The following is a 26,387-nucleotide window of genomic DNA, read 5'->3' on the forward strand; positions in this document are numbered from 1 at the left end:
GACGAGAGGCGCCGGGCCGAGAACGGAGGCGTCGCGGCCCGCGCGCACAGCGGTCGCGCCCTGCGCCTCCAGCGAGTCCGCGAGGAGACGGCCGAGGCCGCCTGACGCTCCGAGGACGAGGACGACGGCACCGTCGAGTCGAGTCATGGGGCGAGCCTAGACAGATCCGGCCGCGAGGGCCGCCACCGTCGAGCCCCGACTCGCGGGTGCTGGTGCGGACGGTGAGCGGAGACGCGCGGGTCTCCCCGCCCCGATCCCGGCGCAGCCGTCAGCACCATCGGTCGGGATCGAGTCACCGACGCAGGTCCGACGCGGTCTCGTCAGCCTCGCGACGGAGGCGTTCGCTCCGACCGTCGGCGACCACGACGTCGCCCCTGGCGACACGGAGGTCGAAGGGACGGACCCGCGAGAGCAGTTCCGCCATGACTCCCTCCACTGCCTCGCGGCCGAGGTTCGAGATCACCCAGATATCCGAGTCGCCGTCGATCGAGACCCTCTTCGCCCTCGTCCTCGCGGGCAGATCAGGCTCCGATGAGACGAATCCCGGAAGAGCGACGGCCTCCCTCCCGAGTTCACTCGCGAGGATCCTCGCGACTTCCCGCAGCGCGCCGACCGCTGTGTACGGCCCCGCGTCGAACTCCGCCTGCCGTGTGCGGCTGAGCAGAAGATAGGTCCTGTACCGCGTCTTTCCCCGCAAACGGTCGTAGCGCCACTCGAGCTGACGCCCTCGATGCTGGACATTTCCCGCATTCTTGGTCTTCTCGATGTAGTCCTGCCCGAAGTGGGCGAGCATCTCGTCGTCGAGACGCCGGACTCGAGTGACCGGACCACCCGATTCCATCAGCGCTCGCACCTGCTCGCTGTCGACGTCCTCCAACGCCGATTCGAGCAGCTCGACCGTGTCGATCCCGCAGCAGCGCGCGAGTTCGATTCCGAATTCGATCCCTATTTGGCTGCCGTCGGTGTCGTCGGGGAACCGCGACTGCAGGAAGTCGGAGAGTGCATCCTTGTCCAGCGGAGTCGACAGGGTCTCCCCGTGCACGGCCTCCGGCTCGACTCGGACCTGGATGTGCGGCCTCTCACTGTCGATCGTCGGTCGCGCGAGAATCCGATCGATGGCCACGAACGTCTCATCGAGTGCGCGTCGCGCGTCGGACGCCGCGCCGAAGAGCTGGTCGATCGTCTCCTTGTCCTGCTTGCCGACCGCCTCGTACTGCGCGCCCTTGTAGCGTCTCGCGTGCTCGAATTCCGCCCACGCATGTCCTGCCACTGTGCGGATCTGGATCTCGAGGCCTCCGAACGTCGTGAAGTAGCGCTCGAGCTCTCCGCCGGAGACGACCCAGTCGGAGTCGTGGCCGTCGACTTCTCCGGAGACGACGATGTGCAGGCAGTCGTATCCGCGCAGGCGCGGCGGCTTCTCATCCCCGGGATTCCGATCCTCACCGGTCAGGACGGCGAATCGGGAGCGGATCAGCTCCCCCACGCGGTCTCTGTCCGTATTCGAGTACGTGATGATGCGGATCGCGACGATGTCCGTGATCTTCGCCATGGGATCCGTGTACTTCTTCAGCCGCTGCTTCCGCTGGAAGGACGCTATCGATTTCGCTCGCGCCGACACGGCGTGCGGCTGGATGCTCGACTCCGCGAGCAAGCGGCGGACATAGCTCTCGACCTCCTCCGCCGCGCGGGGAAGCCAGTCCCAGTTCGTGTAGTCCACATCGTCGATACTGCTCATCCCGCTCCCCTGTGCTGTCTGTTCCTCAATTCCCCCGCGTTTCACGGTACAGGCCCTTTCGCGGTAGAGGCCGTTTCACGGTAACCGAGCGCGATCTCCGGAGACTGCGCGCCGAGGGAGACGTCGACGCCGCAGGTGCGTCCGTCGAACGAGACGTCCGACGAGGTGTAGCCGATGCCGGTGATCACGTCGCGGACGACGGTCGGGATCTCCACGTAGCCGGAGGTCGTCACCTCCCCGGCGACGTGGACGAGACCGGTCGTCATCATCGTCTCCACGGCGACGCACGCGTGCGGATCGAGGGCGAGGACGGCGTCGAGGATCCGATCCGAGATCTGGTCGCAGATCGTGTCGGGGTGCCCCTCCGTCACCGATTCGGAGGTGAAGAGGCGGAGTGTCGTCGGGGTGTCGGACATGCTGTCTTGTGAAGGCGGGGCGGGGAAGCGAGGGGTGCGATCGGAGCGTCGGCTCCCGTCGCGGGGCGGGTCAGACGAGCTCGTCGAGCCGGGTCAGGCGCGGGGAGAGGCCTGCGGCGCGAGCGAGCTGCTCGGCGTGGGACCGCGCGGCCTCGAGCGCGGAGGCCGCGGTGGACGCCTCCGCTCTGACCTGGAGTACACGGTCGCCCGAGGAGCGCAGTGCGGGAGCAGAGTCGCGGCGCAGCCACACGACTGCGGTCGTGGTGGGCTCGGCGGAATCGTCGGGCATTCGGAAGGAGGAGGCCTCCTCCGCCGCGCCGAACCAGATCGCCTGCGCCGACCGCTGCACCGGCACGAGCCTGTCGAGCACTCGGTCGCCGAAGATCTGCTCGACCTGGAGCGCGTCCATATCGACGCCACGACCGTCCGCGACCATCAGGTAGATGTCGTCGCCGCCGACCCGAGCATGCGTCTCCAGCGGCACGGGGCCGCGCTCGGTCAGGACGAACTCGGTGTGCGAGGGGCCGTAGCGCAGCCCGAGTGTGCGGAGGAGCCGGCGGGTGCGCTCGGCGAACTCCGTCCGCACGGCGTCGGGGAGATCCGCCGGCAGCACGTGCCCCATCTCGACGAGTGTGCGCGGATCGGAGTACTTCCGTGTGACGGCGAGGACGACGTGCGTCCCGTCCTCCGAGAACGCCTCCACGCTGTACTGCGGGCCGTCGAGGAACTCCTCGACGAGCACGGCGGCCGACACCGCCAGCGCGCGCTCTCCCGCCGCCGACAGCCCGTCCTCGGAACGGAGGACGCTGACCCCCTGCGACCCCGTCGAATCGGACGGCTTCACCACGAGCGGGAACCCGATCGCCGCGGCGGCCGTGCGCAGTGACGCCTCGTCGTGGGCCATCGCGGACCGGACTGCGAGGTCGGGGTCACCCGCGAGGCGCCGCCGCATCGCGCCTTTGTCGCCGATGGCGGTGATGGTCGCCACCGAGTGGAAGACGAGTCCGGTGCGCTCCGCGAAGCGGGCGGCGAGGAGCGCCAGGTGGTCGACCAGGGCGACGACGTGGGTCGGCGTCGGGCCCCGTCGCGCGACCGCCTCGCTGAGCGCGTCCGGGTCGTGGGCGGCATCCGCGACCTCGATCACCGCGTCGACGGTGTCGACTCCGGTCGTGCGCCCGACCCGGCTCGCCTCCACCACCAGGGTCACGGTGCTGTGCGCGAAGCGCCGGTGGGCGCGCTCGGCGAAGTCGAAGGGCTCGCCGAAGACGACGAAGTGGGTCACGAGTCCGATTCCGCTCTGCTCGCCGGGGCCGTCGGGCCGTCGTGCTCGAAGAGCTCGGCGGCCAGCGCGGCCGCAGGCGCGACGATCTCCGAGAGCGACCCGCGCAGGGCGGTGAGCCTCTCGGCCAGCTCGCCCGTCGTGTCCGTGCCGAGCGCCAGCACGCCGTCGGCCAGCCGCGCACGGATCTCGGCAGCACCGTCGGCGCGTTGGATGTCGGCGTACACGTGCGGGTTCGCCTCCAGGATGCGGGCGGCGCAGGCCAGCACCGTCCGCGCCGGTGGGGGCGCAAGACGCCAGACCAGGGCGGGGTCGATCGAGGAGGAGGCGAGCACCGACGCGACCGCGAGGAGCGCCGCGTGCGGCAGCACCTGGGTGACCGCCATCAGGCGTCGTGATCGGCCGGGTCGAGGAGCTCGACGAGAGCGCCGCTGCTCTGCAGCGCGTCGCGGAGGGGCAGGGCGGCCGTTTCGTCGGCATCCGCCGTGGTCACCAGAAGGACCCGCCGCCCCGCCGTGCTGAGCGTCGGCCGGAACATCGGGTTGCAGCCGACGAGTCGGCGTCGACGACGACGGCCGGCGGCCGTGTCGAAGAGCGGAGACTGCACGGAGGCGGTGGAGACGAGCAGAGCGTCGGAGCGCAGCAGGGGCTCGATCGAGTCGGCCACCTCGAGGACGACGTCCTCCGGCAGAGCGAGCGCCACCAGATCGGCCTCGGCCACGAGCCGGCGCAGTCGCGGATCCGAGCCGCGAGCGTCGGCGTCGAGCTCAGCACCGGCGGTGTCGACCGCGACCACCGACCAGCCAGCGTGCTGCAGCACCTCCCGGAGCCACGTGCCCACGATCCCGGCGCCACCGATCACGACCGCCGCGCTCATTCTCCTACTCCGACGCTCGCCGGCTGCCGCTGGAGCACCGGGGAGCGGCACACACCGTGGGCGGGGACGCTCGCCTTGACGAGGGTCTCCTCGAACTCGTCCTCGGGGTCGGAGAGCGCGGTGATCGCGCCGCCGACGCCGAACGTCGCCCGGTCGCCGGTCACCACGACCGTGCGGATCACTACGCTCAGGGTGATCGCCCCCGAGTGGTCGAACCACCCGAGCGCGCCGGAGTACGGCCCGCGCGCGGCGCCCTCAAGCCTGTCGATGATCTCCATCGTCCGCCGCTTGGGAGCGCCGGTCATCGAGCCGGGCGGGAAGCAGGAGCGGACGACGTCGACGGAACTCACACCCTCCGCCCGCACGCCGACGACGGTCGACACCAGCTGGTGGACCGAGGGGAAGGACTGGATCTCGAACGGCGAGGGAACAGTCACGGATCCGGGCTCGCAGACGGCGTTCAGATCGTGCCGGACGAGATCGACGATCATCAGGTTCTCGGCCCGGTCCTTCCTGCTCGACGCGAGTTCCTCGCGCAGCCGCTGGTCGGCGACCGGGTCCGGGCCGCGAGGGCGGGTGCCCTTGATCGGCCGCGTCACCACCGTTGCGTCGGCGCCGATGCGCAGGAAGGTCTCGGGAGACGAGCTGAGGATCGCCAGGCCGGGGAGCTCGAGGAAGGCACCGTAGGGCACCGGGCTCACCGAGCGCATCCGCTCATAGGCCTCGAGGGGGTCGGCGGGAGCCGGCGCCGTCGCCGAGTTGGTCAGGCAGACCTCGTAGGACTCGCCGTCGCGGATGAGCCGCTTCGCCTCCTCGATCTTGCTCACGTACGCGCGGTGGCCGTCGCGGAGGTTCACTGCGGCTTCCGGCACCGGGCCGGGCGTGTACTGCGCGTCCGGCTCCTCCACCGCGGCGATCGGAGCGGGCGGGTGCGGGACGGCTCCGCCCGTGGCGACGTCGTGACGCCAGGCGCGGCGGCTCCGGTGGTCGAAGACGAGGAAGGACGGCGCCCAGGCGAAGCCCGCGTCGGGCACCTCGGAGCGTCGGCTCGGACCTGCGCCGACCAGCTCCTTCAGCTCGTAGCCGAGGTAGCCGACGAAGCCCGACGTGAACGGCGTCGGCCCGTCGGCCTCGCGCACCGCGGACGCGGCGAGGAGCTGGTCCAGGAGCAGGAAGAGATCGCCCGTCACGGAGTCGGAGCCCAGCGGTCCGTGGAGCGAGAGCCGCCGCGTCGAGACCTCGTAGGCGAGCGTGACGTCGCGCCCGCCGATCCCCATGAGTGAGTAGCCGGCATCGGGGTGCTCGCTGTTCTCGGCGTCGAGCCAGAACCGTGCGCCTGCGGCCCTGGCCTGCCGGAAATGAGCGGAGAGATCGCGGGGCCAGTCGACCTCCGTGACGTGGACGACACCGCGCAGGACACCGCCGACCCGCTCGAAGGCAGCCGTCACAGAGTCGGCGCCCGCCCGACCCCCGGCGAGATCGAGGAAATTGCTCAGCAGGGCCCGGCCGCCGTCGGTGTCGATCGACTCCGGATGGAACTGCACGCCCCAGATCGGGAGCGTGCGATGGCGGAGGGCCATCACCAGACCGTCCGCGGAGCGAGCGGTCACCTCGATCTCCGGCGGCAGGTCTGTGGCGACCAGCGAGTGGTAGCGGACGACGCGGAGCGGCGCGGGGAGCCCGGTGAAGAGCCCCGTTCCGTTGTGGGAGATCTCCTCGATCATCCCGTGCACGGGCTCGGGGGCGTGGACGACGCTGCCGCCGAACGCCACGGCGATCCCCTGGTGCCCGAGGCAGACACCCAGGATCGGAAGCGGATGACGCTCGATCACCTCCCGGCAGACACCGAAGTCCTCCGGCACGGACGGATGGCCCGGGCCGGGCGAGATCACGACGGAGTCGACCTCGCCCAGGGGGAGATCCTCGTAGCGCGTCCGGTTGTCCACGACGATCGGACGTTCGCCCGTGATCTCGTGCAGGTATTGGACGATGTTGTTCGTGAACGAGTCGAAGTTGTCGATCACCAGCACCCGGCTCATGCCTCACCCCGCTCCCCCGACGCCATTCGAGCGTCCTCCGCCGCACACGTCGCGTCGATCACCAGGCGGAAGACCCCGCCGAGATACTCCGGATCGAGCCCCTCACCGACCGCCCGCGCCCTGGCGCGCTCGATGACGAGGGAGACCCTCCCCGGCTGCATCATGGGGATCCGGTGCTGCGCTTTCAGGTCGGCGATGGTCAGGCACACGCCCATCCTCTCGACGAGGAGGTCGAGGAGCTGCCGATCGAGCTCGTCGAGGCGGGCGCGGTCGGGTGCGAGGATCTGGCTGGCACTCTGGGTCATCGGTCTGTTCCTCCTCGGAAGAAAAAGGGCTGTTTGCCGCGCCGATCGTGCGCGGGCGAGCGGTCGCGGTCGATCCGGATCCCGGCGAATCCCCGCGTCCGGAGGACCTTGGCGAGCGTCGGCTCGGCCAGGAAGGACGGGGCGAGCGTCGAGTCCTCGACTCCGGCGGCGCCGGGTCCGCAGAGCACGAGGCCGAACCGCTGCCCGTCGTCCTCCACGACGAGCTGCACGTCGGAGGACGCCACCGGGAGTGCGCCGCGGACCATGGCCTCGGTCACGAGAGTGCCGCGGATGTTCGTCGAGGTCCCTTCGCGAGAGCCGAGCCGGAGCACCATCGACGGCGAGCCGCACCGGCACCGGCGGCCGAGCTGCGTGCCCTCGTCCCCGACCAGGTACCTGACAAGCGCGAGTCCGCTGTCGACCAGAGGCGTCACGGCCACCGTCCCCAGCACTCCCTCAGGCACCGGCCGCCCGTCCGGGCCGAGGATCTGCACGTGCACGAGGTCTTCGTGGAGGTGGTGGTCCGGGCCGCTGAGGTGCTCGCACTGGAATCCGATCGGCCCGGTCTCGGTCGTGCTCAGCGCGAAGGAGCGCAGCTCCACGCCGCTCGCGGCCAGCGCGCTCCGAAGGTCCCGCCGCGGGCGATCTCCCAGGTAGTAGGCGACTCGGATCGAGTCGAAAGCCTCGGGACGTCGGGCGTGGAGCAGTCCGATCTGGCCGGGAACGGCCACGATCGCGTCCACTCGCTCGCCCGCCATCACGTCGGCGAGCGCATCGGGATCCATCGCGCTTCCCGCCGGCAGCACCGCCGCGCCTCGGCGGGCCAGGGCGTCCTCGGCGAAGCCGAATCCGCCGAAGAGGTCGCCGGGAGCGAGCGCGTTGACGACCAGGGGATTGCGGGGAAGGCCGCCCATCCCGATGCCTCGGGCGCCGAGGAAGCCCACCTGGTCGTTGAAGCCGGCGGAGTGGCGGACCGTGCGGATCGACCCGGAGGATCCGCTCGAGCGCAGAACGATGCGGACGTCTCCTGTCGTGATGCTGTTGGGCGCGACCGCGTCTGCACCCCAGGCAGCGAGCCGGGCCCGGTCGAGGACCTCGATCTCGTCGATCCGATCGGGACGGAGGGCGTCGACCACCCGGGTGTACGCGGTGCAGGTCTCCGACGCCGCGATCGCGTCGCGCATGGCGGCGAAGGACCGGTCCTGCGCGGCGTCCAGAGCAGACTGCTCGGTGGGCAGCGGTTCGAGACGCATTCAGCGCACCTCGATCCGGATCATCGCGGCGGCCCGCGCAGCGAGGTCCTCGGCGGCCTGGGCGGATGCTGCCGCGGCGACGACCTCTCCGACCCGCCACCAGCTGGCGTCGGCGTCCTGAACCTGATCGCCCGGCTCGACCGCGACCATGACCTCACGGACCCCGGCGAGCGCGCGGGCCGCCTCCACTCCCGAGATGGAGACCACCGTGCCCGTCCGCGCTTCCAGGAAGCGCTTGCTGATCGCGACGGCCGTGGGCGGCTCCGACGGTGGGACCGGCCGGCCGGTCGCGAGGGCGATGAGCTCCCTCTCTGCGTCGCGTCCGGTCACCGCGGCGACCAGGGCCGGGATGCCGTCTCCGCCGGTGCGGGCGTGCGATTCGACGACGACGACTCCGTCCGCACCCAGGATCACCTCGGTGTGCGCCGGGCCCGCGCGGAAGCCGATCCGATCGAGGAGCTCTCGGACCGCGTCCATGACCCGGCGGGCCCCCTCACCGGAGAGTCGGGCGGGGACGGTGTGCGCGACTTCCACCCGGTGCTCGTTGGTCGTCTTCTCGACGATCGCCAGGAACTCGTGCCGCCCGTCCGTGCTGACGCTCTCCACACTGAACTCGGGACCGTCCACGTACCGCTCGATCATGAACCCGAACACCGGGAGGACGGCGCTGTACCGGTGCCCCTCCTCGAGCAGGGACCGGACCTGCGCCCACACGGCGTCGAGTTCGCGAGCCTCCCGGACAGGGAACACTCCGAGACTCGCCGAGCCGCTCGTCGGCTTCACGATCAACGGCAGCCCGTGCTCGCGCACGAAGGAGGTCAGGTCGGCACGCGAGGACAGCACCGCCCACGGGAGCGCGAGGCGCGAGCCGGCGAGCGCGCGACGCAGCGCGGCCTTGTCGCGCAGCAGCGCTCCGACACCGCTGCTCGGCAGGCCCAGCGTGTCGGCGATCGCTTGGGCCGCTGCTATCGCGGGCTCGTGGTTCGTCACGACCCCCGAGAAACGGTGCTCGGCATGGAGCTGCTCGGCGAGCCGCACCAGGGCGGGGACGTCGGTGAGCGTGTGGCGCAGGGAGCGCACACAGAGCGCAGCGCTCGCCGGAGCAGCCATGGTCGGATCCTCGATGTGCACGACGGCGAGGCCGGCGTCGCGCACCTTCCAGAGCGTGCGCGCGCTGGCGCTGATCACGAGCACGCTCTCCGCTGGCGCGCTCACGTGAGGTTCTCCCTGGCGATCGGCGAGCGGAGGGCGCGCGTGACGATGGGGCCGACCGATGCCGCAGCGAGGAGCAGGGCGAGGCCCAGCAGCGTCCAGCCCAGGACCCCGTGCCCCAGCACGATCCAGGTCACCACCAGCGGGCCGAGCGCCTCCGCGAGCGTGCCGCCCATACCGAAGAAGCCCTGGTACTGGCCGTACCGCTGATCGGGGACCAGCCGGAAGCTGATCTCCGTCATGCTCGAGGTCTGGATCATCTCGCCGAAGGTCAGGACCACGGCCGCGCCGACGAGCACCGCGATCGCCGGCTCCGGGCTCGTCGGCAGGCTCGCTGCGCCGAACAGCGCCATCGCGGCGAGCAGCAGCAGTCCCGCCCATCGCAGCCGCCGGACTCCGACGAGGACGCCGGTCACCTCGCGCGCGACCCGGTACTGCAGCAGCACGACGAGTGCGGTGTTGATCACGAAGACGAGCGCCACCGACCATGTGGGCGCCTGGGTGTCGCGCACGATCCAGAGGGGGAGAGCGACGTCGATCAGCGTGATGTGCAGCGAGAGCACACCGTTCGCGATGCCGAGACCCACGTACGGGCCGTCCCGGAAGACTCCGAGCATGCTCCGCAGCGACCCGCCGCGCCCGCCCTCCTCGCGCTCCGGCGCCGGTCCCGTCCTCGTTGCGAGCACCAGCCCGGCCGACACCACAAAGGTCACGGCGTCGATGAGGAAGACCGCCCGGAAGACCGCCTCGTCCGCACTCTCCAGGGCGATGCCGCCGACGACCGCCCCGAGCGCGAGACCCGAGTTGCTCGTAGCGGTCAGAACGGCACGTACGCGGGTCACGATCTCCGGACGGAAGGTCCGTCCGATGACCGCCGCTCGTGCCGACTGAGTGCCCTGAGTGCAGACCGCGAGCACGACCGAGGCGACGGCGAAGACCACGATGCTCGGAACGACGACGAACGCCGCGACCGAGGCTCCGCAGGCGAGCAGCATCACCGCCGCCACGATCCGAGGGTCGGAGCGGTCCGCGAGATGACCCGCGGGCACACTGAGCGCCATCGCGACGAGCCACGACGCGGTCAGGACGGCGCCGTAGACCACCGGGGAGACGTCGAGGATCTGGGTGAAGAAGAGCGCGGCGCAGACGTAGAAGATGCCGTCACCGAGGTAGGTGACGAAGTACGAGGCCGAGAAGACCACCAGCCGGCGGTCGCGGAGGGTCGCCACCCGAGTATCCGTCGCGGTCATCGCGCACGCTCCCCCGACCCCGATGAGGCCGTCGTTCCGTCGCTCGCGACCGCCGCGGCGGCGCGGTCGATCTGCTCGGGAGTGTGCAGCGCCGAGATCGCGAAGCGCAGCAGCGCAGAGCCCTGTTCCACCGTCGGGTAGAAGGCGGGGAGCATGATGATCCCCTCGGCGCGGAGGCGTCGCGCGGCCGCAAGCCCCTCCGCCTCGCGCGCGAAGCGGACGCCGCGGACAGGAGAGCGCAGTCCCTCGTTGAGGACCCGCCCGCTGAGAGCGTCGTCGAATCGCGCGATGTTCGACCACAGCCGCTCCTGCAGGGGTACGACCTCGCCCGAGAGGTGCATCTCGGCGGCCGCCACGTCGGCCGCCAGCATCGGGAGCATGATCGAGTGGCCGAACACCAGCGGATTGGCCGATGTGCGCAGAGCCCGGACGTCGTCATCGCCCGCGACCACGGCGAATCCGCCGGAGCCTCCGAACGCCTTCGACAGGGAGCCGGCGAGGACGACATTGTCGGGGAGCCGGCCGCCGAACGCGGTGAACGCCCAGCCGGCTCCGGCCGGTCCGTCGATGGAGATGCCGTGCGCGTCGTCGACGTACAGGTATCCCCCGGCCGCCGCGAGCCGGTCCGCCAGCTCCACGACCGGCACGAGCCCGCTCATCGAGCCGACTCCGTCGACGAGGAGGATCGGCGTGCCGCCCGCGCGACGGACAGCGGCGAGGCGCTCCTCGACCGCGAGCGTCTCGGCGACGTCGACCCTCGTGGTCGGCCCCAGCTGGTCGAGGATGCCGCGCAGCACCTGCATCGACGCGTGCGCCGTGCGGTCCACGAGGAACTCGACCCGCCCCTCGACCGGGTAGCCGGGCAGGCCGTTCGCGCCGAGCACGGGCAGCACTCCCAGATGCACGCTACTGGTCGAGGTGAAGACGCAGACCGGCGCGCCCGCGTAGACCTCGCGGAGGAGCGCCTCGAGCTCGCCGAGGTACCGCGGCCGCATCCGGTTGCGCGACGACGAGAGGTGCAGTCCGAACTCGTCGAGGGCGCGGTGAGCCGCCTCGACGAGCCTCGGATGCGTCTCGAGTCCGAGGTAGGAGCAGGAGACGAACTCGATCGTCTCGCTGCCGTCCTCGAGCGTGACCCGCTTCCCGTCCCGGCCGACGACGACGTGCCCGGTCAGTCCCTCCTCGAAGGCCCGATCCAGGGCGTCCGACGCGCTCTCGAGCCGTCGGTGCATCCAACTCGTCGATGCCTCCGCAGCCCTCATCGCCGTGCCGCCCGGGTGATGCGGGTCTCACCGGCGGAGTCGAGGACGGTCTGGACCTCGGCGAAACCCTGCGCCTCCAGCAGCGCACGCACGGCCTCGGGTTGAGCGCGATCGTGCTCGAGCAGAAGCGTGCCCTGCGCCGGCAGGACCGTGCGGGCGACCTCGACCGCGCGCCGGATCAGATCGAGGCCGTCGCCGCCTCCGTAGAGGGCCTCTCGCGGCTGATGCTCCGCCCACTCCGGCAGGAGCCGCAGGTCCTGCGGAACATACGGCGCGTTCGCGACCACGACGTCCGCCGGAGCCAGTCCCCGCGCGTCCGTCTCGTAGAGGTCGGCCTGCACGGCGGTGACCGAGGACCGCTCCGAACCGAGCAGACGGGCGATGTTGCGGCGCAGGTAGCGCATCGGCACCTCGTCGCGCTCGATCAGGGTGACGCGCGCATCGGGCCGGCGCAGAGCGATGCCGATCCCGAGAGTCCCGACGCCCGCGCACAGGTCGAGGACGGCGCCGCCCCGCCTCAGGATCTCCGGCGCCGCCGCGAGCTCGATGATCCGCGTGCTCTCCGCGCGCGGGATGAACGCTCCCGTGCCGACTGTGTACGTCGCTCCGTCCACGAGTGCCATTCCGACGATGTGCTCCAGCGGGATCCGCTCCTCGCGCTCGGCGACGGCACGCTCCAGCTCTGCCTGGGCCGAGGCCGCATCGTCCGGTCCGAGGAAGCGGTCCAGGAGCGCGCGGGCGTCGCCCTCCGGGTCCCAGACACCGGCTCGAGTGAGCCGTCGCGTCACCTCGCGCTGGAGAGTCGCGCGTGCGACCGTCACGACCACTCTCCGTAGTAGCGCTCGAGTCGAGCCCGGATCGGCGCGCTCATCGCGGCGACCAGCTCGGCCGGCGGAGTGAACGTCTCGTGCAGGCCGTCGACCAGCTCGGCGTAGTGACGGTGCAGATGGCGCTCGATGCGCGGCGGCCATTCGGAGATGACGTTCCAGCGGTACTCCCACCCCGTCGCCATCATGTGCTCCACGGTCGTCTCGACGACCGACGCACGGTCTCCCGTGGCCAGCGGCGCACGCACCGGCTCGAAGTCGCGCAGGAACGACCAGTGCCCCTCGCTGCCCTCGACCAGTCCTGCGACGTGGCCGGCGATCAGCGGCGACTGGTGCAGGCCGTCGCGGTAGGTGCCGGTCGCGAGGAACAGGCCGTCGATGCCGGTCGGACCGATCAACGGGAAGCCGTCGGCGGGGATCGGCCGATTGCCGACCTGCACGCGCAGGAGCGCGGCCTCGGCGAGGTTCGTGTGCAGCTGGTCGATCGCGCAGCCGATGAGGAACTGCAGGTCACCGAGTGCGGCGGTCTCGCGGGGCTCCGGCGAGACGATGTTCGTCGCGCCGACGTACAGCGTGGAGTCGTCCCGGGGGACAGCGTGGAGCCCGCAGGCGAAGGCCCGGTTGGGAGTCCGGATCACGGTGCGCGGAAGAGGCCTCTCCTCCGGCTCGAGCAGGACGGACACCCCGTAGCCGCTCACCATCGGAGGGATCTTCGCGCGGATGTCCGGCACGTCGTCGAGGAGGGAGAGCGAGCGGGCACCGGCGGCGATGACCACGGAGCCGGCCGTGAGGACCGTCCCGTCGACGAGTTCGACGCCGGTGAGACGGCCCGCCGTGACGACAACCCGGCGCGCTTCGCGCTCGTCGACGACTCCGCCGTAGCGCGCGAGAGCAGCATCGGACTTGACCAGGAGCCGGTGGGAGTCGACCGAGCGCTCCCCCGGGATGTGCAGCGCACGGAGAGGGCGCACGAGGTCGTTCGGATCCAGCCAGTCGATGGCGTCGGCGTCGACGTCCTCGTAGGGCTCCTGCGCCTCGTCGAGCGAGGAGATGATCGCCGCGTAGTTCCCGCTGTCGACGGCGCGGGAACCGGCGGAGTTCAGGATGACCGTCGTCCCGTCCGAGGTGAAGAGCGACTCCTCGTCACCGGAGGCGTCCGCGAGCAGCTCGTCCCACTCCGGCCAGAAGCGTCGTGCCTCGATGTCCATGGCGAGCTTCGCGCGGCCGTGCTCGGAGGCGAGGACACTCGTCGTCACCTCGCCGAAGCATCCCAGCATCGCGCCGGCCGCCGTGCTCGCGGCCAGGGGCCGGGCCGCGCGGCCGAGCCGGGTGACGCGGTGACCGCGCCGTGCCAACTCGAGACTGATCGCGCTGCCCAGAGCGCCGTTGCCGATCACGATCGTGTCGCCCGCCGGTGTCGTCACCAGATCCTCCCTCGTCGTGGTCGATCGCCGCCGTCGGGCGGGACCTCGATGAGGTTAGGGACGGCGGCCGCGAATCGACGAACCGTTGAGCGGAGCTAAAGGATGCGCCGCGAGAAGACGGGAGCGGCGGAGGCGCCGAGGAGGTCCTCTCCTGCGCGCGTCAGCGAATGCACGGAGTTGCGGCCGCGGCGGTCGGTCGTCACCAGGCCGCAGTCGCGCAGCACGGCGATGTGTTGGCTGACGGCCCCCGGAGTGACTCCCGCGATCGACGCGAGGGCTCCCGTGGTCACAGGGCTGCGGACAGAGTGCAGGATCGTCGCCCTGACCCGCCCCAGCAGGTTGCTCAGCGGGTCGGGATCCTCGGGCTCCTCGCTCCAGAAGTCCCTCGCGAGCGTCCGCGGATACACCAGCATCGGCTCCAGCGGGGGCAGCATGGTGAGCACCTCCGACTGCGAGAAGACGCTGGGCACGAAGGCGATCCCGGCGCCGCCCATGGTGGTGGAGAAGTCGTAGGTGCTGCGCACGCTCAGCGTCGTGCCGTCCCAGCTCACCCGCTCGTTGACCGAGGAGAGCATCGCTGCTGTTCCGCCGCGCTCCGCGAGCAGGGTCCGGTCGCGGATGTCGTGGCTGAGGGAGTGGTCGAGGCGCCCCCAGATCGGTTCGAGCACGGCGCGCCAGTACGACTCGAGCTGGTCGGCGACCACCGGCAGCGCCTGTTCGGGGTGCTGCACCGCGAAAGTCCGGGCCGTCGCTGTCCGCGCTTTCCACTCCCTCGTGGTCCCCGGATCCCGCTCCATCCAGTCGACTTGGGCTGCGAACTCTTCCGCGGGCGTGGCCCGCACCTCCTCCAGCTGTGTCCGGAACGAGGGCGCGAACCGCGGGCTGGGTGTGAGGACGTCCGGCACGTACCCGGTGCTGGGCACGAGGGAGCGGAGCACTCGCAGGTCGACGCCCTTCAGGCGCCCACGCGCGTGCTCCAGGAACGGGCCGAACTGCGACGCGGCCCCCGGCCGCGTCAGTGCCCGCAGGCTGAAGACGGCCTCCCCGATCGGCGACGGCGTGAGCCGGACTCGGGCGACATCGGTCGCGGAGGCCTCGTAGGTTATCGCCACGGTGCGTCGTCGCGGATGAGGTCCTCCTCGAGCGCCGCGTAGACGAACTCGCTCCCCCACGCCCCCGACAGGCGTCGATCGTTCTCGACCAGGTGCGCCTCGCGCCGGAATCCCAGACGTCGGCACAGCAGCACCGAGCGCTCGTTCTCGGTGTCGAGCCGGGCGAACAGCCGATGCGCGCCGTACTCCGAGAAGGCGAGCTCGGCGATCGCCCGCGCGGCTTCGGTGGCGTAGCCTCTGCCCGCGTCCTCCGGGTTGAAGACCCAGCCGATCTCGAGCTGCGAGGCCCGACGATCCGACAGGGTGAGGACGACCTCCCCGACGACCCGACGCTCCCCGCGCACCCGGATCGCGAAAATCAGGGTGTCTCCCTCGGCCTCGAGCGTCGTGGTCGCGACGGCCCGCTCGATGCCCGCCGCGCAGGCCTCCCTGCTGAGCGGCTCGCGGTAGAGGTAACGGGCGACGTCCTCCCGCGATTGGTACGCGAGACGATCGTCGAGATCGCCGCTGTCGAAGCGTGTGATGTCGAGGCGACGGGTGGTGAGGATCAGCGGCACCGTGTGCTCCATGCGCCCAGTCTCTCATCCTCCCGGTCCCGTTCCCGGGGACGCAGCGGCCTTCTCTCACCGAAGGCACTCGGGTCACCGTCGTGACGGGACGGCCGCCGCCGCCGCCGGTCCACTCCGGCGAGTTCGCGGCGCCTCGGCTCGGTCGACGCCTGCCTGCTCCGGCCTGCGGGAACGAGCCCGGATCAGTGGATCGCGGCGTGGCCGAGCTCGGTGCGAAGGGCCGAGCGTCACACGGTGGAACGGAACTCCAGTCGACTCAACGGGTGTCGGCCGTAGGGGGCTGATTCACGCGGCTTGTGTGAAGAAATGAAGTGCTACGACCGCGGAGAGTGTTCGGGTGAAGGTGGAGAACGGTCGCCGGCGGACCGTGTGGAGTAAGCGCCAGTTCTTGAGGTGGGCAATCGCTTGTTCGATCTGGCACCGGATCAAGTTCACGTCATTGTTGAATTCGTGTTCCCATTCAAGCACGTAGCTGTCGGGATTCTTTCGGATGGGGTAATCATTTCCAGTTCGATGTAGCCTTTGAGTGGCATTCATAAGGCTGTTTTCGGGCCGAGTCGGTAGGGCTCGAGGTTCGTGATGGTGCGGATGATGGCGGGGAGTTCGGTGAGGTGTCCGCGGTAGCCGGTGGCGATGATTTTCCCGTTATCATCTGCTCCCGCGGGTTCACAAGGGCCGGGCGTCCCGGCAACGAAGAACGTCGAGCCAGGATCTGGAATATCCGACCCACCAACTCCGTCACCTGCCCAGAGCTGACACCTGTGGTAAAGCCATAGAGCAACGACTGCTCGCTTCAGAAATGGCGCGTGTAGGCACCTCCATTCTCTCGCGCGAGAAGTTGATGTCTTTACAACGACACGCGCATATCAGACCTTATGAATAACGCTCTGAGGTCACGGTAGTAGTGCAGCGGTGACCGTAGACCAGGATCGAGATCCGGCAGGAACGAGACTCCGAACTTCAGCACCTTGCCTTGCACGTCATTCCATGCCGCGGATGGTTCACTGAGCGCTCCTACCCCTCACGTCGTTCTTCGGGCACAGACTTCTTCAGGTGGCGTATGTACAGGTACTGGCAGAGACCAGCTACGCCGACGATCAGAGTGGCGACCACTGGTCGGATGGCCACCACTTCATCGACCGGCAGGCTCATGGCCAAGACTATACCGGCGATCGCCTCGGCGAGGACCAGGAATCCCCACAGAGCCGTGGACACGATCATGGTGCGCCGGTAAGTCGGTTCGTTGTTCCACATCCACGTGGCAGTGACTCGTTCATTCCTCGCAGCAGCATCCATGGCCGGAGCGATCAGGCTCTGGATCACAGGTCGTCCGACGAAGGCAGACACGATCATGAGCAGACCGATGCCAGCGGGAACGATGCCGGAGGCGACGAGGACCGACGAGGCATCCCGCGTGACCAACGCGGTGATGACACTGAGCAGGAGGAGGAAACCGACGGCCCCGGAACTTGCACTGATCCGCCGGGTGATCGCGAACACGTACGCCGCGGAGACGAGAGACCAGGCGACTCCCGTCATCAGCCCCACGACCTCATTCGCGCCGAGAGCGCGGGCCAAATAGTAGAGCGCGACTGGGACCGCGACGTTGACGGCACCCATCACGATCTTCGCCTTGGGAGTGCTGAAGCGCGACCTGTCGTACATATACGGTTCCTGACTCGTCCTTTCCATGTCCTTGATCCGCGGGATCGCGGCCGGATCACTCGGCCTGATCTCGGCGTGAAGCTCGACGTCGTCCCTCCACGAGATCAAGGACCGCCCGGCGCACTGACCTCTCCGCCTCTCGGGCGAGCCCCGGCCTGTTGCCTGTGGGGTGAATGATCGAGCCGAGGTACGCTGCGCGTATCGTCACATGCTCGGTCGCCAGCACGTCCTTGACCGTTGCGCCTAGGAGACGCGGGTCCAGTGCTCGAAAGCATCTGGACCAGGGTTCGCGACGATGCGATTCATCATGGTCACGACCGGCACGGACGGACGGGGCGCTGTGCAGTGCAGGAGTGGACAGTCGTCTTTCTTTGTCATCATTCGCGGTTCCACAGGGATTCGCCATCTCCGCAACTCGTCCATAGAAGTTGGCTCTTGCCGACGCGCCGAGGAGATGTTTCGTGCGCGCGTCCATGGCCCTATGGGCGTCCAGCGTGAGGGTCACTCTGGCGGAAGAGCCGCTGAACTCCCTCATGGCTGCGCGATAGCATTGCACTCCCCCATACTGGGTCTCTTCGCTCTTAAACGGACGCGTATGCACTCCCAGAGGCGCCAGCGGCGGACACTCCACTTCGCCATCCCCTTCGCCAGTCGCGCAACGCCCGACGTGACATCCCGGTATTCCCGATCTGTCGATATTGCAATCTCCTTCCAGGAGGACGGCGCATACTTCGTGAAGCTGGTCGTCACCGAGCTCTCGATCATCTTCGCGTCGCAGCGCCCCGAAGCGGATGCGCGGCCCGACGCTAAAAGAGCGGGAGGGGCCTGCGACCATCGACTCGATCGCAGGCCGCGAATCAGTCAGTCGATGTGTTCTCTTAGCAGGTGGAGCTGCACGTGGACGAGAACGAGGGCGTTCAAAGCCACGTGTCGGAGGCCGAAACTCCGAGGGCACGGTCGTCCAAGCCGTTGACCACCTCGACCACCTCGATGCGGTCGAGGTCGATCGCAAAAATGCCCGCATTGTTCATGTCATCTTCTTTCGTGATGGTGAATTTCGGGGTCTTCCAGCGCCACTGTATTCCGGCCGAGGTCGACGCAACCGCGCTTCGGCTGAGAGTTGTCTCGCCATCAACTCAAGAAAGCGCGGTTCCTGAGTGGATTGATACGTCAGCCCGGCGAACACTCTCGGACAGGTGCGGATACGGCAGAACTGGCTGTGCGCTTTGACATGTTCTCTGCGCTGAGCCGAGCGGTACTTGAGGCGTCGCGAGCGCGGAGGACCGTCACGCTGGCGTGAGCTGCAGAGATCACTCTCTGCACGGTGACAACTGCTCTGCCGCTCGGATCCGCAGAGCCATCGACGCCCCGGGGTTCTCCAGGCCCACCACCACCACCGAAACGCACAGAGAGGATGGCCGTGCATGAAGAATGCACGAGGAATGACCCGTGAGAGGGACCAGAGTCTAGCTGACAGGATTCTTCGGTACTTCGCGATATCCAGGTCGTCGCCTGATCGGCTGCCGGCCCTCAGACTCTTCGGTTCTCTCGTCGTCACCGTCTCGTCCTTGCGACGGACCTCCACTCAGGACGATCGTGCCGAAGGAAAGGTGCGACCCTCTCTCGAGCCGCTCCGTCGCTCACCACCTGGAGCGCCGCGGCCTTGTTTACTGACGGGCCCATCTCGGATGCTCTCGTTCTCCGCGTCGAGCCGATGCGCGCCGTACCCCCGAGAAGGCCGACTCGACGATCGCGCGCATGTCGGTGCCGGACGGGACGGCCTCTCGCTCCGGCTCGCCGGATCGGCCGATCCCCGCGAGCCGAATTCCGACGAGTCGGAGCCGTCTCACACGTTGAAGCGGAACTCCACCACGTCCCCGTCCTGCATCACGTAGTCCTTGCCCTCGATCCGGGCCTTGCCCTTCGCGCGCGCCTCCGCGATGGAGCCGGTCTCGACGAGGTCGTCGAACGAGATGATCTCGGCCTTGATGAAGCCCTTCTGGAAGTCGGTGTGGATGACGCCCGCGGCCTGCGGAGCGGTCCAGCCCTTCCCGATGGTCCAGGCGCGCGTCTCCTTCGGGCCCGCCGTGAGGTACGTCTGCAGGCCCAGCGTGTCGAAGCCGATGCGGGCGAGCTGGTTCAGGCCCGACTCCGTCTGGCCCGTCGACTCGAGCATCTCGGCGGCGTCCGCCTCGTCGAGGTCGATCAGCTCCGACTCGATCTTCGCGTCGAGGAAGATCGCCTGTGCCGGTGCGACAAGCGCCGCCAGCTCGGCCTTGCGCGACTCGTCGGTCAAGACCGCCTCGTCGACGTTGAAGACGTAGATGAAGGGCTTGGCCGTCAGCAGGCCCAGCTCGCGGATCGGCTCGAGGTCGAGCGGCGACGCCGAGAGCGGCTTGCCGGAGTCGAGGAACTCGCGCGCCTTCTTCGCGGTCTCGACCACGATCGGCTCGATCTTCTTCCCCTTCAGCTCCTTCTCGTAGCGGGCCTCGGCCTTCTCGAGGGTCTGCAGATCGGCGAGGACCAGCTCGGTGTTGATCGTCTCCATGTCGCTCGCGGCGTCGACCTTGCCGTCGACGTGCACGACATCCGAGTCCTCGAAGCCGCGGATGACCTGCGCGATCGCATCGGCCTCACGGATGTTCGCCAGGAACTTGTTGCCCAGGCCTTCGCCCTCGGAGGCGCCGCGCACGATGCCGGCGATGTCGACGAAGGAGACGGGGGCCGGGAGGATGCGCTCGGAGCCGAAGATCCCGGCGAGCACCTCGAGGCGCGAGTCGGGCAGGTTCACGACTCCGACGTTCGGCTCGATCGTCGCGAACGGGTAGTTCGCCGCGAGGACCGTGTTCTTGGTCAGCGCGTTGAAGAGCGTCGACTTGCCGACGTTGGGGAGACCGACGATTGCGAGAGTGAGAGCCACGGGCATCCATCCTACGGCGTGGCGCGGGCGGGCCGGGCGGCCGCCGCGTGCCGCTGCGGGCGGCGTCGGAGGTGCGTGAGAGGGTGGAGCGTGCCCATCGACTTCACCGCCATCGACTTCGAGACCGCCAACTCGCACGGAGCCTCCGCCTGCTCGGTCGGGCTCGTGAAGGTCCGCGACGGGCGGGTCGTCGACCGCGCCGGCTGGCTCATCCGCCCGCCGCTCGGCTTCGACGACTTCCTCGAGTGGAACACGCGGATCCACGGCATCCGCAAGACCGACGTGCATGCGGCACCGGGCTGGGCCGAGCAGTTCACCGACCTCGCCGCCTTCGCCGGCGACGACGTCTTCGTCGCGCACAACGCCGGCTTCGACATGGGCGTCATCCGTGCCGCCTGCGCCGCGACCGCGCTCGAGCACCCCGAGTACGACTACTTCTGCTCGCTCCAGCTCGCCCGCAAGACCTACGAGCTCGACTCCTATCGCCTGCCCGCCGTGGCGATGGCCGCCGGCTTCGAGGACTTCCGCCACCACGACGCGTCGGCCGACGCCGAAGCGTGCGCCGCGATCGTCGTGCACGCCGCGCAGCGGCACGGCGCGACCGGCCTGGCCGAGCTGGGCGAGCTGGCCGGTGTCACAATGAAGCGTCTGCGCCCGAAGGCCCCGGTCGCGGTCTAGGACCCTGCGGCACCGGCCCGAGGGTCGCCGAACCAGGTGCTGAAGATGCGCCAGAAGTTGCGGTTCCCGTAGGCCGAGCAGGTGTCGCCCTCGCCGTAGAGGTTCTCGAGCGCAGCCGCGTTCGGCTGGTACGGCGTGTAGTAGTAGAGCCCCGCCGTGGCGGCGTTCTCGATGCGCACGGGAGCCGTGCCGCACGTCTCGTCCGGTGCATAGCGGATCTGGCTCGTCGCTCCGACCGGGTACCAGTCGAAGCTGCTGTCCGGGTCGCGATAGCGCTGGAACTGCCAGGCGGCGCCGTACACCTGCGCCGCGAAACCGTAGGAGCCGCTGTCGCAGTCGGCGGTGTCGGGGCAGCCGTACCCGGTGGCGCTGCGGAACTGGCGCTCGCTCGGCGCGGGATCGGTGACGAGCGACTGCTCCTTCTGCAGCAGCGTGAGCAGAACGGCAGGGTTCACCCCGCAGGCGGAGGCGATCGTCGCGATGATCTCGGCCGCCGGGAGCCGCCGGCCGCCGGGAGCCGCAGCGCACTCCTCGTCCGCCTCAAGGGGCGCGACATCCTCGGCGTAGTCGCGGAGGCAGGGCACCCCGTCGCCCTCGCAGAGCGGCACACGGGCGTTCAGGAACGCCTGAATGGTCAGCGGGCCGAACGCGTCCCCGTCGAAGAAGACCTCGTCCGAGACGATGTCCCCCGGGTCGAAGTCGGCGGCGACAGGACCGGGCGCGAGGAACGTCCACAGGCGCACGCTCGAGAGCTCCCCCATCGGTGCGCGCTGCGTTCCGTCGGCTCCTCCGCCGATGAGGAGCGCCACCAGGGCCGCGACGACGACCGCACCGCCCCGGCGGCGACGGACGCTCGGGGGCGGTGCGGTCGGGGTCATCCCCTCACGCTAGTGGCGCGGTGGTCGTCGATCAGCCGCAGGGCGTGAGGCGTGCGACGTCGTCCGAGAGGGTCGTCGGCCCGCCCAGCAGGACGACCCTCGTCGCCCCGGACGTGGCGATGTCGGCGAGCACTGCCCGAGGCACGCAGGTCGGCGGCACCGCGAAGAGCGGGCTGCTCGAGTAGCCCGCGGCCGTGGCTCCGGCCAGCGCGTCGGGGAAGTTCTCGCCCGTGGCCAGGAACACGGTCTTCGCGCTCGCGAACGCCGCGCGGTTGAGCTGCTCCGACGTGTCGTAGCGGTCGACGCCCCCGATCCGCGTGACGCTCGGCGCCGGAAGCGAGTCCTTGATCCCGTCGCTCACCGACAACGCGCTGCCCGCGATGGTGAGGTTCTGGACCTTGAGGCCCGAGACGATCGCTCGTGTGGTCGAGTCGGCGCTGGCGAGGCCGCCGTTCACCAGGATCACGGGAGCGTCGACGGCACCCGCTGCCGCGCTCGCACCGAGAGCGTCGGGGAACTTCTCGCCGGTCGCGAGCCAGGCGCGGGACGAGCCTCCCGAGAAGGCGTACTGGATGATCTGCTTCGACGTGTCGTAGCGGTCCTTCCCGCCGATGCGCTGCACCTGCAGAGAGTAGGACTTCAGCTGGTTCAGCAGGCCGTCGCCGACGCTGAGCGAGGAGCCGACGACCACGATCTTCGCGGGCGCGAGCCGGGTGAGCTCATCGCGGACCGGCTGCGACATGGAGTCGCGGTCGACGAGCAGGAGCGGGCCGCCCTGCTTGGCTGCGGCGGGCGCGGCGCTGAGCGCGTCGGGGAAGTTCCCACCGGTGGCGATGTAGACGACCGGCACACGGGGGCCGAAGACCGCCTTCGAGATCTCGACGGCGGTGCCCTGCCGGTCGGTCCCGGCGAGTCGGGCCACGTCGATCCCGGCGGTGGTGCTCACGCTCGAGCAGCCGAGGTCCTTCGAGCCGGGTCCGCGCGAGTCGCCGGTGCCGGTCCAGCGGTTCCACTCGACGGAGGCCGCGCTGACGCAGACCTGGTAGGTGCCGGCCGCCGAGACCGGGACGGTCGCCGCGAAGCCGTGCGCCCGGCCGGCGGCCGGGTAGTCGCGCGGGATGTCGCCGCGGTCGCCGTTCGCGGTCGGGGTGCGGACCGTCTTCGTGCCGTCGGGAGCAGTGACGGTGACCGTCGTGCTCAGCGCGGCCCGCTGCGTCGTCGGATCGACACTCCAGCCGGACGCGGTCAGCGTGCCGCCCGAGATCCGCGGGGTGTCGACACGGCCGACGGGGGCGATCCCCGCGTTCGCGAGGGTGCCGGCGGGGTTCCAATCGCTGAAGAGGTACCAGAAGTTGATGTTGCCGTAGGTCGCGCAGTTCGCGTCGCCGCGCCCGGTGAGGGCGTAGTCGTTGGGCTGGTAGGGCGTGTAGTAGTAGAGATCGGCGGTGGCCTGGTTGCGGATCGTCACGGCTGAGGATCCGCAAGCCGTGTTCGGGTGGTACTGGATGTTCGGCGTCGTCCCTGGCGCGTAGGCCGTGAAGTTCGCGCCGGAGCCGGGCGGGTTGGCGTAGCGCTTGAACTGTCGGGCGGCGCTGTAGACCTGCGTGAAGAAGCCGGCGGAGCCGGGATCGCATGCGGCGGTGTCCGGGCAGTTGTAGCCGGTCGCCTTCGCGTAGTCGGCGGCGGTGGGCGTGGTGTCGGTGACGAGGCTCCGCTCCTTCTGCACGAGGACGACGAGCACCAGCGGGTTGATACCGCAGGCCTCACCAACTCCGGCGAAGATCGAGGCCGCCGACTCGAGTGCTCTGCCGGAGTACGCCGCGCACATCGCGTCGGCGGGTCGGCTCGGTGTCGCCTGGCTGAAAGCGCGGAGACAGGGGACGCCGGCGTTCGAGCCCGTGCAGCTCCTGCCCTTATCGTCGAGCAGCTTCTGCACATCGCTCGCGCTGAGCGCGTCCGCGTCGAAGAAGTTCGCGTCGCTAATGATGAAGCCGGCGCGGAAGCTCTTCGTCTCGTCGGCGTCGTACGCCTGGACGGAGAGATCGGGAGTGCCGAGATCGGCCCGGTCGAGGGAGGCGTCGACGGCGCCCGTCTCGACCGAGGTGGTCGACGGCGGCACGGCGTCCTCGGCGGCGGAGGCGGCGGTGAACGGGACGACGGCAGTGCCGAGTCCGACGGCGAGGGCGAGCGCGGCGGTGAGCAGGCGCGATGGTCGGCGGTGATTCCCCATGGTCGCGAAGCCTATTAGCCCCGGGGGACCGCCCGTGTCCCTCGTTCGGTGGCCGTGGCGCGTCGGTCAGACGATGTCGGAGGTGCATGGTCTCATCGGCGGCATGGAACTCAGCTTCATCCTCGGCCTCGTGATCGGCGCGCTCCTGGCCGGAGCCGTCGCCGCGCTCCTCGCCCGCTCGCGCACCCCGATGCCGCTCTCGCCCTCGAGCTCGCGACGGCGCAGGCCCGCGCCGACGGGCTCGAGGCGCGCCACGAGGCGGTCGCGAACAGCACCGCGAGCACCTCGGCTCCGCGCGCGACCAGATCCGCGAGTTGCAGGAGCAGCTGCGCGTCGTGGCCGAGCGCGAGCGGCACGACGCGCGCATCCTGCAGACCCTGTCCCCGGTCGCCGAGAGCCTGCGCGGCATGCAGGAGGCGGTGGGCCGGCTCGAACGCGAGCGCGCCGCGCAGTTCGGCGCCATCACCGAACAGCTCGAGGGCCAGCGGGCCGCCGGCGAGCAGCTGCGCTCCACCACCGAGACCCTCGCCTCGGCACTGCGCTCGAACACGAGCCGCGGCGCCTGGGGAGAGACGCAGCTGCGCAACGTCGTCGAAGCGGCGGGGCTGACCCAGCGGGTCGACTTCGATGTGCAGTTCGGCCTCGAGGGCGAGGCCGGCCGGGGGCGCGCAGACATGGTCGTCCGCCTCCCGGGCGGCAAGGCGATCGCGGTCGACGCGAAGGTCCCCTTCGACGCCTACCTCGAGGCGAGCGCGATCCCCGCCGGCGCGAGCGGTGACGAGGAGGCGCGTCGCGCAGGCCTCCTGCGCGCACACGTCCGCGCGCTCCGCGGACACGTCGACGCGCTCGCCGCCCGCTCCTACTGGACGGGGCTGCCCGCCAGCCCCGAGTTCGTCATCGCGTTCATCCCGAGCGAGCCGCTCCTCGCGAGCGCCCTCGACGCCGATCCGAGCCTGCTCGAGTACGCGTTCCGCAAGCGCGTGGCCCTCGCCTCCCCCGTGACCCTGTGGTCAGTGCTCAAGACCGTCGCCTACACCTGGCAGCAGGACGTCCTGACGGACGATGCGAAGCGACTGCTCGACCTCGGCAGGACCCTCTACGCACGTCTGGGCACACTGGCCGATCACGCCGAGGGGCTGCGCCGCTCACTCGAGAAGACGGTCGACTCCTACAACGCGTTCGCCGGCTCGCTCGAGAGCCGCGTGCTCGTCACGGCGCGCCAGTTCGACTCGATCGACGAGTCCCGGGTCATCGCACCCGTCGGAGGCGTCTCCTCGTCGCCGCGCCGCCTCACGGCCGTCGAGCTGCTCACCGCCGACACCGATGAGGGCGAGCGCTCGGCCTGAGCCGGAGGCCCGACCGGCCAGGGCGCGGCGGCGTCCGGTCGCCGATGTCCTGCTGGTCGTCGGGCGGAGTCCTGGCGGGACTCAGACCCACTTCTCGGCGAGGTGCTGAGCGGTGACGCGGCGGATGGTGCCCGAGCGCGAGCGGAGGACGATCGACTCCGTCGTGATGACGTGCCCCTCCTTGCGCACACCCTTGACGAGGCCGCCGTTCGTGACTCCGGTGGCGACGAAGTAGGTGTTGTCGCTGCGGACGAGGTCGTTGGCGTGCAGGACGCGGTCGAGGTCGTGGCCGGCGTCGATCGCGCGCTGGCGCTCGTCGTCGTCCTTCGGGCGGAGGATCCCCTGGATCACTCCGCCGAGCGCGCGGATGGCGCACGCCGTGATGATCCCCTCCGGCGTCCCTCCGGTGCCGACGCACATGTCCAGGCGCGAGTCGTGCCGGGCGGCGTTGATCCCGCCCGCGACGTCGCCGTCGAGCAGGAGCCGGGTGCCGGCGCCGGCCGCGCGGATGTCCTCGATCAGCTGAGCGTGGCGCGGCCGGTCGAGGACCGCGATCCGCATCTCCTCGACGGGCTTGCGCTTGGCGCGGGCCAGGGCGCGGATGTTCTCGCCGATCGGGCGCTCGATGTCGATGATGCCGACGCCTCGGGGCCCGTGACGATCTTCTCCATGTAGAACACGGCGGAGGGGTCGAACATCGCGCCGCGGTCGGCGACGGCGATCATCGAGAGCGCGTTCTGCCGTCCGGCGGCGGTGAGCGAGGTGCCGTCGATGGGGTCGACCGCGATGTCCGCGGCCGGGCCGGAGCCGTTGCCGACGTGCTCGCCGTTGAAGAGCATGGGCGCGTTGTCCTTCTCGCCCTCGCCGATCACGACGACCCCGTCGAAGTTCACGGTGCCGAGGAAGGTGCGCATCGCGTCGACGGCTGCTCCGTCGGCGGCGTTCTTGTCGCCCTTGCCGATGAACGGCACGGCGCGGATCGCAGCGGCCTCGGTGGCGCGGACGAGCTCCATGCCAAGGTTGCGGTCGGGGTGGAGGTAGAGCGAGTCGTTGTCGATCACTGGAGCATTGTCGGTCACTGAGCGGAGTCCTTCGTCGTCGAGTTCGTGC

General features: G+C 69.9%; 20 protein-coding genes and 2 pseudogenes. 2 read left to right on the forward strand and 20 right to left on the reverse strand.

Annotated elements, in window-relative coordinates; translation table 11 throughout:
• Positions 1-292: 292 nt before the first annotated feature.
• The 17 genes and pseudogenes from ACH61_RS00320 to ychF form a co-directional block, all read right to left on the reverse strand.
• Entirely contained in the window at positions 293-1,735 is a 1,443-nt protein-coding gene (locus ACH61_RS00320) for a GTP pyrophosphokinase (protein WP_068207156.1), read from the reverse strand.
• 53 nt (positions 1,736-1,788) lie between these two features.
• A pseudogene (locus ACH61_RS00325) lies at positions 1,789-2,151 on the reverse strand (S-adenosylmethionine synthetase N-terminal domain-containing protein); the annotation flags it as partial.
• 70 nt (positions 2,152-2,221) lie between these two features.
• Entirely contained in the window at positions 2,222-3,433 is a 1,212-nt protein-coding gene (locus tag ACH61_RS00330) for an ATP-grasp domain-containing protein (protein ID WP_068207162.1), read from the reverse strand.
• Positions 3,430-3,816: a prephenate dehydrogenase dimerization domain-containing protein gene (locus tag ACH61_RS00335; RefSeq protein ID WP_068207164.1), complete on the reverse strand. Its 387-nt coding sequence runs from the start codon at positions 3,814-3,816 to the stop codon at positions 3,430-3,432. The genes ACH61_RS00330 and ACH61_RS00335 overlap by 4 nt, the downstream gene beginning before the upstream one ends.
• Positions 3,816-4,307, reverse strand: coding sequence for a prephenate dehydrogenase/arogenate dehydrogenase family protein (locus tag ACH61_RS00340; protein ID WP_068207167.1), 492 nt, complete (start codon positions 4,305-4,307; stop codon positions 3,816-3,818). The genes ACH61_RS00335 and ACH61_RS00340 overlap by 1 nt, the downstream gene beginning before the upstream one ends.
• Complete coding sequence (gene pabB, locus ACH61_RS00345; RefSeq protein WP_068207170.1) at positions 4,304-6,346, reverse strand: aminodeoxychorismate synthase component I; 2,043 nt, start codon at positions 6,344-6,346, stop codon at positions 4,304-4,306. Before pabB ends, ACH61_RS00340 begins: the two co-directional genes overlap by 4 nt.
• Positions 6,343-6,651, reverse strand: a complete 309-nt coding sequence (locus ACH61_RS00350) for a chorismate mutase (RefSeq protein ID WP_068207172.1) — start codon at positions 6,649-6,651, stop codon at positions 6,343-6,345. Before ACH61_RS00350 ends, pabB begins: the two co-directional genes overlap by 4 nt.
• Complete coding sequence (locus tag ACH61_RS17180; protein ID WP_068207175.1) at positions 6,648-7,904, reverse strand: phenylacetate--CoA ligase family protein; 1,257 nt, start codon at positions 7,902-7,904, stop codon at positions 6,648-6,650. Before ACH61_RS17180 ends, ACH61_RS00350 begins: the two co-directional genes overlap by 4 nt.
• The gene (locus ACH61_RS00360; RefSeq protein WP_132504075.1) at positions 7,905-9,119 is read right to left on the reverse strand and encodes an ATP-grasp domain-containing protein; all 1,215 of its coding nucleotides are present in this window, start codon (positions 9,117-9,119) and stop codon (positions 7,905-7,907) included.
• Positions 9,116-10,366 carry an MFS transporter gene (locus tag ACH61_RS00365; protein ID WP_068207180.1) on the reverse strand — a complete coding sequence of 417 codons (1,251 nt, stop codon included), beginning with the start codon at positions 10,364-10,366 and terminating at the stop codon, positions 9,116-9,118. The genes ACH61_RS00360 and ACH61_RS00365 overlap by 4 nt, the downstream gene beginning before the upstream one ends.
• Complete coding sequence (locus ACH61_RS00370) at positions 10,363-11,628, reverse strand: aminotransferase class I/II-fold pyridoxal phosphate-dependent enzyme (protein ID WP_068207183.1); 1,266 nt, start codon at positions 11,626-11,628, stop codon at positions 10,363-10,365. Before ACH61_RS00370 ends, ACH61_RS00365 begins: the two co-directional genes overlap by 4 nt.
• Complete coding sequence (locus ACH61_RS00375) at positions 11,625-12,449, reverse strand: N5-glutamine methyltransferase family protein (protein ID WP_132504073.1); 825 nt, start codon at positions 12,447-12,449, stop codon at positions 11,625-11,627. The genes ACH61_RS00370 and ACH61_RS00375 overlap by 4 nt, the downstream gene beginning before the upstream one ends.
• The gene (locus ACH61_RS00380; protein ID WP_082844894.1) at positions 12,446-13,879 is read right to left on the reverse strand and encodes an NAD(P)/FAD-dependent oxidoreductase; all 1,434 of its coding nucleotides are present in this window, start codon (positions 13,877-13,879) and stop codon (positions 12,446-12,448) included. Before ACH61_RS00380 ends, ACH61_RS00375 begins: the two co-directional genes overlap by 4 nt.
• 95 nt (positions 13,880-13,974) lie before the next feature.
• Positions 13,975-14,991: an ArsR/SmtB family transcription factor gene (locus ACH61_RS00385; protein ID WP_082844895.1), complete on the reverse strand. Its 1,017-nt coding sequence runs from the start codon at positions 14,989-14,991 to the stop codon at positions 13,975-13,977.
• Positions 14,982-15,560, reverse strand: a complete 579-nt coding sequence (locus ACH61_RS00390) for a GNAT family N-acetyltransferase (protein ID WP_068207192.1) — start codon at positions 15,558-15,560, stop codon at positions 14,982-14,984. The genes ACH61_RS00385 and ACH61_RS00390 overlap by 10 nt, the downstream gene beginning before the upstream one ends.
• 1,014 nt (positions 15,561-16,574) lie before the next feature.
• Positions 16,575-17,225 carry a VC0807 family protein gene (locus ACH61_RS00395; RefSeq protein WP_132504071.1) on the reverse strand — a complete coding sequence of 217 codons (651 nt, stop codon included), beginning with the start codon at positions 17,223-17,225 and terminating at the stop codon, positions 16,575-16,577.
• Positions 17,226-19,071: 1,846 nt separating this feature from the next.
• Complete coding sequence (ychF, locus tag ACH61_RS00400; RefSeq protein WP_068207292.1) at positions 19,072-20,145, reverse strand: redox-regulated ATPase YchF; 1,074 nt, start codon at positions 20,143-20,145, stop codon at positions 19,072-19,074.
• Positions 20,146-20,235: 90 nt separating this feature from the next.
• Between ychF and ACH61_RS00405 the strand changes: the two genes are divergently transcribed.
• Positions 20,236-20,823 (forward strand): 3'-5' exonuclease, encoded by a 588-nt coding sequence (locus ACH61_RS00405; protein WP_068207198.1) that lies wholly within the window; start codon positions 20,236-20,238, stop codon positions 20,821-20,823.
• Here ACH61_RS00405 and ACH61_RS00410 read toward each other — a convergent pair.
• Together ACH61_RS00410 and ACH61_RS00415 are read right to left on the reverse strand one after the other, a co-directional pair.
• On the reverse strand, positions 20,820-21,701 hold the full coding sequence (locus ACH61_RS00410) for a hypothetical protein (protein ID WP_068207200.1): 882 nt from the start codon (positions 21,699-21,701) through the stop codon (positions 20,820-20,822). The genes ACH61_RS00405 and ACH61_RS00410 overlap by 4 nt on opposite strands.
• Before the next feature lie 31 nt (positions 21,702-21,732).
• Complete coding sequence (locus tag ACH61_RS00415; protein WP_068207204.1) at positions 21,733-23,931, reverse strand: cell wall-binding repeat-containing protein; 2,199 nt, start codon at positions 23,929-23,931, stop codon at positions 21,733-21,735.
• A gap of 314 nt (positions 23,932-24,245) precedes the next feature.
• Between ACH61_RS00415 and ACH61_RS00420 the strand changes: the two genes are divergently transcribed.
• The gene (locus tag ACH61_RS00420) at positions 24,246-25,277 is read left to right on the forward strand and encodes a DNA recombination protein RmuC (RefSeq protein WP_236713471.1); all 1,032 of its coding nucleotides are present in this window, start codon (positions 24,246-24,248) and stop codon (positions 25,275-25,277) included.
• Positions 25,278-25,358: 81 nt separating this feature from the next.
• Here ACH61_RS00420 and glpX read toward each other — a convergent pair.
• A pseudogene (gene glpX, locus ACH61_RS00425) lies at positions 25,359-26,290 on the reverse strand (class II fructose-bisphosphatase).
• Positions 26,291-26,387: the final 97 nt, after the last annotated feature.

It is taken from the genome of Rathayibacter tanaceti (assembly GCF_001634385.1).
Classification (GTDB): domain Bacteria; phylum Actinomycetota; class Actinomycetes; order Actinomycetales; family Microbacteriaceae; genus Rathayibacter; species Rathayibacter tanaceti.